This is a genomic window from Shewanella jiangmenensis, from assembly GCF_018596335.1.
Taxonomy (GTDB): Bacteria; Pseudomonadota; Gammaproteobacteria; order Enterobacterales; family Shewanellaceae; genus Shewanella; species Shewanella jiangmenensis.
In genome coordinates, this window is sequence record NZ_JAHEPS010000007.1 from 12,853 (window position 1) to 26,067 (window position 13,215).

General features: G+C 53.4%; 10 protein-coding genes and 2 tRNA genes. 4 read left to right on the forward strand and 8 right to left on the reverse strand.

Features of this window, described 5'->3' with window-relative positions:
• Window positions 1–119 precede the first annotated feature (119 nt).
• Window positions 120–1,028, forward strand: a complete 909-nt coding sequence (gene yvcK, locus KJI95_RS15560; RefSeq protein WP_214508121.1) for a uridine diphosphate-N-acetylglucosamine-binding protein YvcK — start codon at window positions 120–122, stop codon at window positions 1,026–1,028.
• Between the two features lie 181 nt (window positions 1,029–1,209).
• On the opposite strand, the gene KJI95_RS15565 is transcribed toward yvcK, so the two are convergent.
• The 4 genes from KJI95_RS15565 to KJI95_RS15580 form a co-directional block, all read right to left on the reverse strand.
• Window positions 1,210–2,403, reverse strand: a complete 1,194-nt coding sequence (locus KJI95_RS15565) for an amino acid aminotransferase (RefSeq protein ID WP_214508122.1) — start codon at window positions 2,401–2,403, stop codon at window positions 1,210–1,212.
• Window positions 2,404–2,626: 223 nt separating this feature from the next.
• A tRNA-Cys gene (locus KJI95_RS15570) sits at window positions 2,627–2,700 on the reverse strand.
• 29 nt (window positions 2,701–2,729) lie between these two features.
• Window positions 2,730–2,805, reverse strand: a tRNA-Gly gene (locus KJI95_RS15575).
• A 194-nt stretch (window positions 2,806–2,999) separates the two neighbouring features.
• Entirely contained in the window at window positions 3,000–4,439 is a 1,440-nt protein-coding gene (locus tag KJI95_RS15580; RefSeq protein WP_214508123.1) for a glyceraldehyde-3-phosphate dehydrogenase, read from the reverse strand.
• Window positions 4,440–4,626: 187 nt separating this feature from the next.
• On the opposite strand from KJI95_RS15580, the gene KJI95_RS15585 reads away from it, so the two are divergent.
• Both KJI95_RS15585 and gap read left to right on the forward strand, forming a co-directional pair.
• Window positions 4,627–5,535 (forward strand): DUF2989 domain-containing protein, encoded by a 909-nt coding sequence (locus KJI95_RS15585; RefSeq protein ID WP_349356750.1) that lies wholly within the window; start codon window positions 4,627–4,629, stop codon window positions 5,533–5,535.
• Between the two features lie 142 nt (window positions 5,536–5,677).
• Window positions 5,678–6,691: a type I glyceraldehyde-3-phosphate dehydrogenase gene (gap, locus tag KJI95_RS15590; protein ID WP_214508124.1), complete on the forward strand. Its 1,014-nt coding sequence runs from the start codon at window positions 5,678–5,680 to the stop codon at window positions 6,689–6,691.
• A gap of 559 nt (window positions 6,692–7,250) precedes the next feature.
• On the opposite strand, the gene KJI95_RS15595 is transcribed toward gap, so the two are convergent.
• From KJI95_RS15595 to zwf, 4 genes are read right to left on the reverse strand one after another with little or no spacing between them, the layout of a single operon-like run.
• Window positions 7,251–7,895 carry a bifunctional 4-hydroxy-2-oxoglutarate aldolase/2-dehydro-3-deoxy-phosphogluconate aldolase gene (locus tag KJI95_RS15595; RefSeq protein WP_214508125.1) on the reverse strand — a complete coding sequence of 215 codons (645 nt, stop codon included), beginning with the start codon at window positions 7,893–7,895 and terminating at the stop codon, window positions 7,251–7,253.
• A 19-nt stretch (window positions 7,896–7,914) separates the two neighbouring features.
• Window positions 7,915–9,741: a phosphogluconate dehydratase gene (gene edd / locus KJI95_RS15600; RefSeq protein WP_214508126.1), complete on the reverse strand. Its 1,827-nt coding sequence runs from the start codon at window positions 9,739–9,741 to the stop codon at window positions 7,915–7,917.
• A gap of 12 nt (window positions 9,742–9,753) precedes the next feature.
• Window positions 9,754–10,452, reverse strand: coding sequence for a 6-phosphogluconolactonase (gene pgl / locus KJI95_RS15605; protein WP_214508127.1), 699 nt, complete (start codon window positions 10,450–10,452; stop codon window positions 9,754–9,756).
• 10 nt (window positions 10,453–10,462) lie between these two features.
• Window positions 10,463–11,935 carry a glucose-6-phosphate dehydrogenase gene (gene zwf / locus KJI95_RS15610; RefSeq protein ID WP_214508128.1) on the reverse strand — a complete coding sequence of 491 codons (1,473 nt, stop codon included), beginning with the start codon at window positions 11,933–11,935 and terminating at the stop codon, window positions 10,463–10,465.
• 312 nt (window positions 11,936–12,247) lie between these two features.
• On the opposite strand from zwf, the gene KJI95_RS15615 reads away from it, so the two are divergent.
• Window positions 12,248–13,102, forward strand: a complete 855-nt coding sequence (locus KJI95_RS15615; protein ID WP_214508129.1) for a MurR/RpiR family transcriptional regulator — start codon at window positions 12,248–12,250, stop codon at window positions 13,100–13,102.
• The last annotated feature ends 113 nt before the right edge of the window (window positions 13,103–13,215 follow it).

Below are 13,215 nucleotides of genomic sequence, written 5' to 3' on the forward strand. Positions count from 1 at the left end.
TGTGAAAGGCATCACATCGCAAAACTTCCGGCTGCAAAAGTGTCTGTTTTTGACTACACTAAGGCGTTTGCCAAACACCGACAAGGGGTGTCGGTGCCTTCAGCTGTTCAGGGATGCATATGGACGTATTACAGCTAAACGATTATCGCAAAGTTGTCGCCATAGGCGGCGGTCACGGGCTCGGCAGAGTCCTGTCCAGCCTGTCATTTCTCGGTCACCGGCTTACCGGCATAGTGGCTACCACAGATAATGGTGGCTCCACCGGCAGGCTTCGTGATCAACACAACTGTATTGCCTGGGGCGATTTACGTAATTGTATCTCCCAGCTCGCCGATCGCCCTTCTGTGGGCTCACTGCTGTTTGAATATCGCTTCGACGGCAATTCTGATCTCAGCGGCCATAATCTTGGCAATCTGGTGCTTTATGCACTTGATCAGCTCTGTGTGCGGCCGCTCGATGCCGTAAATCTTATCCGCAGCATGCTCAAAATTGAGTGCAAGCTTATTCCCATGTCCGAAGTGCCGACCCATTTGATGGCGCAGGAGCAAAATGGTAACTGGGTGTTTGGTGAGCTCAATGTCGACAGGATGCAGCAAAACCCCAAGGCCCTTGGCCTTGAGCCCATGGTAGAGCCGACTCAGGAAGCCATCAGCGCCCTTCTGGACGCGGAGCTGATTGTACTCGGGCCCGGCAGCTTTTTAACCTCAACCCTGCCTGCGCTGCTGATGCCCAAGGTGGCTGAAGCAATACGCCGAAGCTCGGCCAAGGTGCTGCTGATTGAAAACCTGACGCCGGAAACCTCTGCCGCCGCCAACCGTCTCAGCGCCGAAGAGCGGGTTGACTGGTGTAATCGCCTTATCGGTAAGCAGGCGATTTCGCGGGTACTGTGCCACGCTGAGACGAGCTTCGATGATGGCATTTTCAGCTACCTGCCGCTCAGAAGCGCCCACCATCAGGGCCTGCATTGTACCCAGGCACTCGCCAGCGCCATCATGGCAACACCGCTGCATACGCGATTGATTGCCTGACCGGCACAGCCTATTGGCTGTAAAAGCGAAGTGTGAATACCAGAAGTAGAAAGTTGATGCTTGATGCTTGAAAGCACTGCGTAGAAAATCAAAAGGCTGCCAAACAGGCAGCCTTTTTAATTGCAAATCAGATGGATATATTGATCCGCAATCAACGGTACTCAGTAACACAAGTGGCTTGTTACAGCACCTTGGCAATAGCGGCGCAGATGGCCGGCATATTGCTTTTGGTCATACCGGCAACGCTGATACGGCCTGAGCCAACGATGTAAACACCGAACTCATCTTTCAGGCGAGCAACCTGCGCTTTGTCCAGTCCGGAAAAGCTGAACATGCCCATCTGGCGGCTGATAAAGGAGAAATCCCGTTCAACACCGGCCTTGGCCAGGCTGTCTACAAACAGGGTCCGCATTTCTGCGATACGCTCGCGCATTTCAGCAAGCTCGGCTTCCCACTCAGCTTTCAGCGCTGGACGGCTTAAAATGGTGCTCACAATCATGGCGCCGTGTGCCGGCGGATTGGAGTAGTTGGCGCGGATAGTGCGCTTGATTTGACTGAATGCTACCTTGGCTTCGTCGGCGCTGGCACCAACCAGCGTAACGGCGCCGATGCGCTCATTGTAAAGACCAAAGTTCTTTGAGAATGAGTTGGCTATCAAAAGCTCAGGCACCATCCCCGCCACCAGGCGCAAGCCTTCAGCGTCTTCCTCAATGCCACGGCCAAAGCCCTGATAAGCAAAGTCAAACAAAGGCACCAGGCCTTTGTCACGGCAAAGCTCACCGACTTTTTGCCACTGCTCAAGGGTCAAATCGATACCAGTCGGGTTATGACAGCAGCCGTGCAGCAGCACCAGATCGCCACTTGCAGCGCCTGCAAGTGACGCCAGCATGGCATCAAAGTCAATGTCCTGCGCCGCCGCGTCGTAGTAGGCATATTCTTTTACGCTAAGGCCCGCGGTTTCAAAAATATTTTGATGGTTGGCCCAGGTTGGGTTACTGATCCAAATGACCCGGCTTGGGGTGTTACGCACCACAAACTCGGCGGCGATACGCAGCGCACCGGTTCCGCCCGGCGCCTGCGCGGTCACGGCGCGGCCGGCATCCAGCACCGGATGCTTGTCACCAAACAGCAGCGCCTGAACCACGCTGTTGTACAGGGTCACGCCTTCAATACCGAGGTAATTTTTGGTCTTCTCTTCGTCCAGCAGAATGGTTTCGGCCTTTTTTACAGACTTCAGTACCGGCGTCTGCCCTGCCTCATCTTTATAGATCCCAACGCCCAAATTCACCTTGTCGGTCCGTGGATCGGCCTTAAAGGTATCTGTCAGGCCTAAAATAGGGTCGGCGGGTGCGGGTACAACCTGGGAAAATATCATGAAAACTATCCTTATAGATGAGGGTAACGAAAACCGCCTATTTATAGCATTGTGGCTGCCACGGGAGTAGCGCGAAAGAAAGAATATTGGCTGAAAATCTTTAATAGATGAACATTCATCAAAAAATGAAAATAATTGATGAATAAAATCTTATTTGGCTGAGTCGGTTAAAGCAGGTGTTAAACGGGTCTTAAACGGAAAGAAAAATGAGGTAAATCAGGAGTGGAGGCGCGACCCGGAGTCGAACCGAGATCGACGGATTTGCAATCCGCAGCATAGCCATTCTGCCATCGCGCCACTTTTTAACCTGGTGCTGACTGCGGAATTGGAGCGACATATCGGGTTCGAACCGATGACCTATACCTTGGCAAGGTATCGCTCTACCAACTGAGCTAATGTCGCGTTTCCGGTTGCTGGAACTGGGTGTCCCTGTCAGCGAGTTGCATTCTACCTTTTTAGACTTCCCAGTCAACGGCTTTTTTATCAGGGGTTGGCTGAATGCTGTTTTATTGCGCTGAAAAGAAAAAGCCCGGCATAGCCGGGCTTTCAAACTGCTGTTTCTTAACCAGATACAGCGTTTATATCGACACAGTTTCTTATTCAGATACTGGCAGAGACAGGTGATTCAGGCCGAGCATCTTCTGCATCACGCCCACTACCTGACAGCTGTAACCGAATTCGTTGTCGTACCACACGTACAGAATAGCGCGTTTGCCTTCGGCGATGGTGGCCTGTGAGTCAACCACACCGGCGTAGCGTGAGCCAACCAGATCGCTTGATACGATTTCAGTGGAGTTGGTGAAATCAATCTGGTTCTGCAACGGTGAGTGCAACGCCATGTCCAGCAGGTAGTCGTTGATATCGTCTTTGCTGGTTTCGGCGTTGAGGTTCAGGCTCAGAATCGCCATCGACACGTTTGGCGTTGGTACGCGAATGGCGTTACCGGTCAAGCGACCAGCCAGCACAGGCAGCGCCTTGGCAACGGCCTTGGCAGCACCGGTTTCGGTGATCACCATGTTCAGCGGCGCGCTGCGGCCACGGCGGTCGGCCTTGTGGTAGTTGTCGATAAGGTTCTGGTCGTTGGTATAAGAGTGGATGGTTTCCACGTGACCATTTTCGATGCCGTACTTGTCGTTGATGGCTTTGAGCACTGGGGTGATGGCGTTGGTGGTGCACGACGCGGCAGACACGATAACGTCTTCATCCAGAATGTCGGCATCGTTCACACCAAATACGATGTTCTTGATGTTGCCTTTGGCAGGTGCAGTCAGCAGCACCTTGGCAGCGCCTGGGCTCTTAAGGTGCAGACCGAGACCAGCTTCATCTTTCCACACACCTGTGTTGTCAACAACCAGCGCATTGTTGATGCCGTACTTGGTGTAGTCCACTTCTTCCGGACCGTTGGCATAGATGATTTGGATGTAGGTGCCGTTGGCGATGAGCGCGTTGTTTTCTTCATCGATTTCAACGGAGCCGTTGAATGGGCCATGCACTGAATCGCGGCGCAGCAGGCTGGCACGCTTTTCAAGGTCGCCGGCGCGGCCGCCACGGATAACGATGGCGCGCAGACGCAGCTTGTTGCTGCGGCCGGTACGTTCAATCAGAAGGCGCGCCAGCAGACGGCCAATACGGCCAAAACCGTAAAGCACCACGTCTCTTGGCTCGACTTCGTCAGCATGATCAATCGCAGGCGCCAGCTCTTTGGCCATGTAGGCTTCGATTTCGCTGCCGTCGCTGTGGTTGCGCCAGTAATTGACGGCGAGTTTGCCGATATCCACTTTGCATTGCTTAACAGCCAGTTTGCTCAGGGCTTCCACAAAGGGGAAGCTTTCACGCAGGCGCAGCTTGTCACCCACATGACGGCGTACCAAACGGTGCGCCTTAATAATCTCGATGGTGGAGGCGTTCAGCAAGGGCTTGCCATAGACAACAACTTCGACACCTTGGTTGCGGTACAGTTTACCGAGCAGAGGTTGCATGGCCTCGGCCATTTCAAATCGTTCTTGCCAGCTTTGCAGGTGTTTATCAGCACTCATGTACAGGTCCTTTATCTCACTTTTCTATATTTATTTACAGAAAGGATTGAGTAACAAACAGAAACGACCATAATCACTTTAGTATAGGGTCGGGCAGGATTTTGGTCGGCGCTATTGTAATGAAACTTGTCACATCACGCCAGAAAGATATTTTCGCTAACTGTGTAATTTAATTAGAGAAATAACCGTGAAAAGCCAGTATGGACGTGCTTTTTTTGTAATATTTACACCAATTATCTGCTCGATTGGCTCATTTGCGCTGTTTGGCTGTGATAATGACCGTAATACCGACGCAATTTGTAAAAATAATCCTGAAATTTGCGAAGATCTGCACCGCGACAGTTGGTGCCTGTATGAAAAAGGCAACTTAATTCGCCAGCGCTACCTGTTAAAGACCACCCCCACCCCTTCCGGGAAAATGCTTTACGACCAATTGCGGCACCTGGAGGTCTATTCCAAGTGCATTGAGCTTGCCGCCGGCGTGCAGCACAAGGTAAATGTACACCGCACCAACGACCGCCTGCGTGCTTACGGTTACAGCGTGCAGAATCTGGAAGAATTACAGCAGGCGACCAAGGGCTCGACCGATCCCTATCTTGCTTATTATCACTGGGCACGGCTGAACGACAGCGCAGCGCTCAATGTCCTGCTTGAGACCGAAGCCAGGGGTGAGCTTCAGGATCCTGAGCTGTTATCAAAGCTTGCGATTTACTACCTCAAGACTGACGCCCGCAAGGCCATTTGGTTGTATCTTGATGTTTTGGCGAAAACCGACAGCGAGCATATCGACCCGGACTGGCTTCTGGGGCTCGCCAATGCGGCGCGAAGCCTTAACGATCTGGAGTCGGTATACCTCTTTTCCCGTGCCAACGTGCTGATGACAGATCAAAAAGTCGATGAAGCACAAATGCAGGCGCTGCTGTCGCAAAACAAAGCGCTCGTCAGCTCGCTGGACGAAGAGGCCAAGGCGCTGGCGCGCACTATCAAATCAGGTGACTTTGGCGGCAGCAGTTTTGAGAAACACTTCAGGGCAAAATGGGCACCGGCGGCAAAAACCGAGCCACAACCCGCGGATGTCACCCCTGACGTGCAATAAATTTTCAAAATTCGAGAGCGTTGTAAAATAATAACGTTTTATGCGGCCTTAAATGGGTTAAAACTGGGAATTAGCTTGACGAATTCAAACAATTTGGTAATTTTACTACCAGATACTGTTTATAATCACTGAGGGATATGAAATGACTATCCGCGTAGCAATCAACGGCTATGGCCGTATCGGTCGTAACGTACTGCGTGCCCTGTACGAAAGCGAAAAAGCCTACCCAATCCAAATCGTTGCCATCAACGACCTGGGTGACGCCTCCATCAACGCTCACCTGACCAAGTATGACTCGGTTCACGGCCGCTTCAACGCCAAAGTTGAGCACGACGCCGAAGCCATCTACGTGAATGGCGACAAGATCCTGACCTTCTCTGAGCGCGATCCGGGCAAACTGCCATGGGCCGACCTCAAAGTTGACGTGGTATTTGAATGTACCGGTATCTTCACCTCCAAAGACGCAGTTCAGCCACACCTGAACGCCGGCGCCAAAAAGGTGATCATCTCTGCCCCGGGCAAAAACGTTGATGCCACCGTAGTTTACGGTGTTAACCAGAACGTGCTGACCAAGGACATGACCGTTATCTCCAACGCGTCCTGTACCACCAACTGTCTGGCTCCTTTCGCCAAGCCGCTGAACGATGCCATCGGTATCGAGTCTGGCCTGATGACCACCATTCACGCCTACACCAACGACCAGCGTTTGTCTGACGTTTACCACAGCGACCTGCGCCGCGCCCGTGCTGCTGCCATGTCGATGATCCCAACCAAGACCGGTGCTGCTGCGGCAGTGGGGCTGGTGGTGCCTGAACTGCAAGGCAAGTTCGACGGTCTGGCCGTACGCGTACCGACTGTGAACGTGTCTTTGGTAGACCTGTCTTTCATCGCCTCTCGCGACACCACTGTGGCTGAAGTGAATGAAATCGTTGAAAAGGCCATTGCCGGCGATGAAACCCTGCGTCAGGTTCTTGCTGTTAACAAAGAGCCGCTGGTGTCTATCGACTTCAACCACAACGCTTTCTCGTCCAACTTTGATGCCACTCAGACCCGCGTCAGCGGCCGCCTGGTGAAAGTCATGGCCTGGTACGACAACGAGTGGGGCTTCAGCAACCGTATGCTGGACAACGCTGTAGCGCTGATGAACGCCAAGTAATCCGCTATGCTGTTGTGATTAAAGGCCCTGCGGGGCCTTTTTTATTGCCTGTGCGTTGTCATCTCACACGCTGAGCCCCTTTAATCCTCCTCCCTGCCTTTGTCATTTAACGTCACCTTCATTTCGCGCGCTCATCGCCCCCCTATTCCTTCATGCAACACGTCGCCCTGCTCCGGCGCGCCTCTAATTATGCATACGCGAGTTTGCACAGGGCCGCTCCCTTCAAGCGACATCGCAATCATGAGCGACAAGCCATAAGCCATAAGCCATTAGCATTGGCTGTTGTATGCCCTGAAGCTCAATAAGACCGGAGCTTTTGAAGCGTTAAAGCCAAAGCAATATTCGCAGGCTACCGCCTTCACAAAGCATTCAAAGAAAAATAAACAGTTAACCGCGGGTAACTGGCCTTAGAAATCAGAAATAGCTGAGCCGCAGACAGTAAAAAGCCCCGCATAGGCGGGGCTTTATAAGCTCTTGGGGTGAGTCTACTGAGGCAAGTTGTCTGCTGACGCAGCTCAAAGCGCTGTTAAGCGCATGCCTCTGCAGTAAGGCTTAACCTTTACTTGAGACCGGCAAGCGCTTCTTTACACAGATTGGTGATACGTTCCCAGTCGCCTGAGTCCATTGCATCAGTCGGTGCAATCCAGCTGCCGCCGATACAATCAACGTTTTTCAGTGCCAGATAGTCTTTGTAGCTTGAAGGGGTAATGCCACCGGTTGGGCAGAAGCGGATATCCGCCAGCGGCCCCTGGAAAGCTTTGAGCGCATTTACACCGCCAGATGCTTCAGCCGGGAAAAACTTAAAGTGACGATAACCCAGCGCCATACCGGCCATCACCTCAGAAATGCTGGCAACGCCCGGAATAAGCGGCACACTGCCCTGCATCGCGGTTTTCAAAAGCTCTGGGTAAGCACCCGGCGTAATGATGAACTGGGCACCGGCTTCCACCGCCTGGCGCAGCTGCTCTTCATTCAGAATAGTGCCGGCACCAACAAGGGCTTCAGGCACTTCGGCGGCGATTTTAGCGATGGCTTCCAGCGCGCACGGGGTTCTCAAGGTCACCTCGAGGACACTGATCCCACCGGCTACCAACGCCTTGGCGAGTGGTACGGCGTGCTCAATCTTATTGATCACCATGACGGGAACAATCGGGCTGCGCTTAAAAACGTCCTGTGGTTGCAATGACCATGTATTTTCAGACATCGGTTGTTTCCTTCATTTCTTAATAAAGTTCATCAATGGCATCTGTGCAGCGCGCACCGGTCTCGGGGCTGCTCAGATTCTGCCGCAGCGCACCGAAAAGCTCCCTGCCCATTCCATAGCGGGATTTCTTGAGGTCAACGACCTCGGCAACCCGGGTATTCAGTTCAGCCTCATTGACCAGCAGCGACAGCTCACCGGTCAGGGCATTGATGCGAATTAGGTCACCGTCTTTTACCTTGGCAATCAAACCACCATCGAGCGCCTCTGGGGTCAGATGGATGGCTGCCGGCACCTTGCCTGACGCGCCGGACATACGGCCGTCGGTCATCAGCGCCACTTTAAAACCACGGTCCTGCAGGGTGCCAAGGATTGGGGTCAGCTTGTGCAGCTCTGGCATGCCGTTGGCTTTCGGGCCCTGACCTTTGACCACAACCACGCAGTCACGGTCAAGCTTACCGGCCTTGAACATGGCATCGAGCTTGTTCTGATCGTCAATCACCACCGCCGGAGCTTCCACCACACGGTGCTGCTCGGCAACGGCAGACACCTTAATCACCGCTCGGCCAAGGTTGCCCTTCATCAGCTTGAGGCCGCCGTTGGACTGGAATGGCTCAGCCACACCGCGCAGCACGTCAGGGTCGAGGCTTGCAACCGGGCCATCAACCCAGGTCAGCTTGCCATCGAGCAGCCTTGGCTCTTGGGTATAACGGCGCAGGCCAAAGCCGGCAACCGTGTTCACATCTTCATGCACTAAGCCTGCGTCCAACAGCTCCTTCATCAAAAACGCCATACCGCCTGCGGCATGGAAGTGGTTGATGTCGGCATGACCGTTTGGATACACGCGGGCAACCAGCGGCACAGCATCCGACAGCTCTGAGAAATCATCCCAGTTGATGATGATGCCGGCGGCGCGGGCAAAGGCCACTATGTGCATGGTCAGGTTGGTTGAACCGCCGGTCGCGAGCAGCGCCACTATGCCATTCACCACGGATTTTTCGCTGACGATTTCACCAATCGGTGAATATTGCAGGCCCTGCTCGGTCAAGCGGCACACCTGTTTGGCGGCCATCTTGCTGAGCTCATCCCGCAGCGGATCGTCAGGGTTAACGAATGACGAGCCAGGCAATTGCAGACCCATCACTTCCAGCACCAGCTGGTTAGAGTTGGCGGTGCCGTAGAAAGTACAGGTACCGGCACTGTGATAGGAGCTGGCTTCGGCTTCAAGCAGTGCTGCCCGGTCAACCTTGCCTTCGGCAAACTTCTGGCGAATACGGGCTTTTTCTTTGTTTGGAATACCGGAGCGCATTGGGCCAGCCGGCACAAACAGCATCGGCAGATGGCCAAAACTCAGGGCGCCAATCAGCAGGCCCGGTACGATCTTGTCACACACCCCAAGCAGCAACGCGCCGTCAAACATGTTGTGCGACAAACCAACAGCAGTCGCCATGGCAATCACTTCCCGTGACAGCAGCGACAGCTCCATGCCGGGCTGGCCTTGGGTGACGCCGTCGCACATGGCTGGTACGCCGCCGGCGACCTGCGCCACGCTGCCCACCTCATTACAGGCGGCTTTGAGCATCTCAGGGTAACGCTCATAGGGCTGATGGGCTGACAACATGTCGTTGAATGCCGTCACAATACCTATGTTGGCCTTGTTCAGTTGGCGCAGTGACTGTTTGTCATCGGCGCCGCACGCGGCAAAACCGTGGGCAAGGTTGCCACAGCTCAGCGCACCACGGTGCACTGTGCTGCTGCGGGCTTCTTTAATGGCCGCAAGGTATGCGCTGCGGCTGGCCTGACTGCGCTCGATGATCCTGTCGGTCACCGCTTTGACTACGGGGTGCATAAACTTGCCTCCTTAGGCGCTCCAATACACGTCAACGGGGGTTTTGTGTTGCCCGAGGACGACGCGGATTGGCATCGCTTTAACATCATCGCTCTCCAGCGCCTGACGATAGACGCTGAGCTTCTGTTCGCCCACCAGATGCAAATAGATTTGGCGGCTGCTTAAAATGGCTTGCTTTGTCAGGGTGATCCGCTCGTGCGGCGCCGTGGTGGGCGTTACCGCCTCACACAGGGCACTGCTTTCAAGCGCTCGCTCAAGCTCGGCCGAACACGGGAACCAGGAGCAGGTATGCCCATCATTGCCCATCCCCAGAACCACTACATCAAAGGGACGCGGAATATTGGCCAGTTGCTCGGATGTCATCACGGCGCCTTCTTCGGCCGTGGCAAACATGTTTTTCAAACCGCGGAACTTGGCGCCGGCGGCGCGGTGTTGCAGCAGGTTTTCGCGCACCAGACGCTCGTTTGAATCTTTATGGTCGTTATCGACCCAGCGCTCATCGGCGAGGGTCACGAACACTTCATTCCAGTCGATGGCAATTTTCGACAGGGCTTTAAAGAGTTTCAGCGGGGTTGAGCCGCCGCTCACCACCAGACTTGCCTTGCCGCGGGCATCTACCGCCTCCTGCAGCTGGCGCGCAATGCGGTCAGCGAGCTGGGCTTCCAGCGAGTCGGTATTGTCAAAGGACTTGAATACTGCTTCTTTTAACACGCCTGACTCCTTACTCGTCCCAAGAACGGCCATCTTTGGTGATAAGCGCCACAGACGCCACCGGGCCCCAGGTACCGGCAGGATAGGCCTTCGGCCGCTCGTTACCGGCTTCCCATGCCTGAATGATGCCGTCAACCCAGGTCCAGGCCTGCTCTACTTCGTCGCGGCGCACAAACAGCGCCTGATTGCCGAGCATGGCTTCGAGCAGCAGACGCTCGTAGGCATCGGCGATACGCTCGTTTTTGAAGGTATCGGAGAAACTCAGGTCAAGCTTGGTGGTTTGGAGACGGGTTTTCTGCTCAAGTCCGGGCACCTTGTTCATCATCTGAATTTCCACGCCTTCGTGTGGCTGCAGACGGATGGTCAACTTGTTCGGTGGCAGGTTGCGATAGCTTGAGCGGTAGAGGTTGTGCGGTGGGTTTTTGAAATACACCACAATCTCAGAGCTCTTGAACGGCATACGTTTGCCGCTGCGCAAATAAAACGGCACACCGGCCCAGCGCCAGTTGTCGATATCGACCCTGAGTGCCACAAAGGTTTCGGTGTTTGAATCGACGTTGGCGCCCTCTTCCTCGAGGTAACCCGGAACCGGACTGCCCTTAAGGAAACCGGCAGAGTATTGGCCACGCACTGTGTTTTCGTTGACGTTGTCCATGTTGATTGGGCGCAGTGACTTAAGCACTTTCACCTTTTCATCACGGATGGAGTCGGCATTGAGGTTTACCGGCGGATCCATGGCGACCAGGGTCAACACCTGCAGCAGGTGGTTTTGGATCATGTCGCGCATCTGACCGGCTTTGTCGAAGTAACCCCAGCGGCCTTCGATACCCACTTCTTCGGCCACGGTGATCTGCACATGGTCGATGGTGCGGTTGTCCCACTTGGACGAAAACAGCGAGTTGGCAAAACGCAGCGCAATCAGGTTCTGTACGGTTTCTTTACCCAGGTAGTGGTCGATGCGATACACCTGGTTTTCGTTGAAATACTGGGAAACCTGATTATTGATAACTTTGGAGGATTCGAGATCAGAGCCGATGGGTTTTTCAAGAACAACGCGGGTATCGGGGAAAATCAGCTTCTGCTCGTGCAGGCAACGACAAATATCACCGAAAATGGCAGGCGGCGTGGCGAAGTAGTTCACCATCACCCGCTTTTCGGGTTCAAGCAATTCATGGAAGGCACTGTAGCCGGATGGCTCGGTGAAATTGGTGCCGACATAATGGCAACGCTCAATGAACTTGGCGACTGTTTCTTCGCACAGTGGCTCTTTAACGAAGGTGGTCAGTGCGGTCTTGACCAGCTCTTTGAATTCTTCAGTGGAGAAGTGATCTTTGGCAACACCGATGATTTTGGTGTCGGTGTGCAGCAGTTTTGCTTTGTCCAGCTGATATAGAGAAGGAAGCAGTTTACGCCGTGCCAGATCGCCCTTGGTTCCGAAGAGGACAAAATCACACGCCTTAGCCCCTGATGTTGTATTGCCCATTGCTGCAAGCTCTCCTTTGTAATAGACCCGCGCAGATTTCGAACGCTTCGGGTCGTTTTGTTGTAATATAACAACAGATCTTGTTAAATGCATCCATAATTTGAAAAATCGTCGGCACCGTCCAGCTAGGCAGTCCGCGACGAAATCTGTTATTATTTTTGTGCTTAAATTACTGTTGTAACTCGTAAGTTGGTGGGAAATCGCCGTGAAAACTGTAAGCGGCAAACCACTTTGTGATCCAGACAGCAAATGGAAACGCTGTGATCAGAAAATAAAAAAATAACACCTTTACCCAATAGCGGACGTACGTGTATGAATACCCTAGAAAAGGTCCAGAAAAGTCTAAACCAATTCAGCAAATCAGAGCGTAAGGTAGCGGAAGTTATTCTTGCCTCACCACAAACTGCGATCCATTCCAGCATCGCAACCCTGGCCAAAATGGCCGATGTGAGTGAGCCAACCGTTAACCGTTTCTGCCGTCGTCTGGATACTAAAGGTTTCCCTGATTTTAAATTACATCTGGCCCAAAGTCTCGCCAATGGCACGCCCTACGTGAGCCGCCATGTGGAAGAAGATGACTCGCCAGAGTCTTACACCACTAAAATTTTCGAATCTTCAATGGCTTCGCTGGATACAGCCCGCCAAAGCCTCGATATGCAGGCGATAAATAAGGCCGTGGATATACTCACTCAGGCCAAGAAAATCTCCTTCTTTGGCCTTGGTGCCTCGGCAGCGGTGGCCCACGATGCCCAGAACAAGTTTTTCCGCTTCAATGTGCCGGTGATTTGCTTTGATGATGTACTGATGCAGCGCATGAGCTGTATCAACAGCAATGAAGGCGATGTGGTGGTGCTGATTTCCCACACTGGCCGCACTAAGTCATTGATTGAAATAGCTCGTCTTGCCCGTGAAAACGGTGCTGCCGTGATTGCAATCACCGCCCGCAACTCACCTTTATCAGTCGAATGTACACTGGCAGTGACGATGGAAGTGCCGGAAGATACCGATATGTATCTGCCGATGGCGTCACGTCTGGCACAGCTGGTGGTAATTGATGTGCTGGCCACTGGATTTACCCTGCGCCGCGGTCCAAGATTCAGAGACAGCCTGAAGCGCGTTAAAGAGGCTCTGAAAGAGTCCAGGATCAATAAGGATCCAGACCTGTAACTGGATTCCATGCCGTACTCGGCGCTTTGCCATCAGGCCAGGCGCCGTTTATCCGCCAAAAGTTGGCGGTTTCTCACAAAAATAAAAAGCTTGAGATAGATCATTTTGTTTGT

Bases quoted from the DNA above. Each gene is read 5' to 3' on its own strand.
- yvcK (WP_214508121.1), top strand. From the start codon at position 120: ATGGACGTATTACAGCTAAACGATTATCGCAAAGTTGTCGCCATAGGC.
- KJI95_RS15565 (WP_214508122.1), bottom strand. From the start codon at position 2,403: ATGATATTTTCCCAGGTTGTACCCGCACCCGCCGACCCTATTTTAGGC.
- KJI95_RS15580 (WP_214508123.1), bottom strand. From the start codon at position 4,439: ATGAGTGCTGATAAACACCTGCAAAGCTGGCAAGAACGATTTGAAATG.
- gap (WP_214508124.1), top strand. From the start codon at position 5,678: ATGACTATCCGCGTAGCAATCAACGGCTATGGCCGTATCGGTCGTAAC.
- KJI95_RS15595 (WP_214508125.1), bottom strand. From the start codon at position 7,895: ATGTCTGAAAATACATGGTCATTGCAACCACAGGACGTTTTTAAGCGC.
- edd (WP_214508126.1), bottom strand. From the start codon at position 9,741: ATGCACCCCGTAGTCAAAGCGGTGACCGACAGGATCATCGAGCGCAGT.
- zwf (WP_214508128.1), bottom strand. From the start codon at position 11,935: ATGGGCAATACAACATCAGGGGCTAAGGCGTGTGATTTTGTCCTCTTC.
- KJI95_RS15615 (WP_214508129.1), top strand. From the start codon at position 12,248: ATGAATACCCTAGAAAAGGTCCAGAAAAGTCTAAACCAATTCAGCAAA.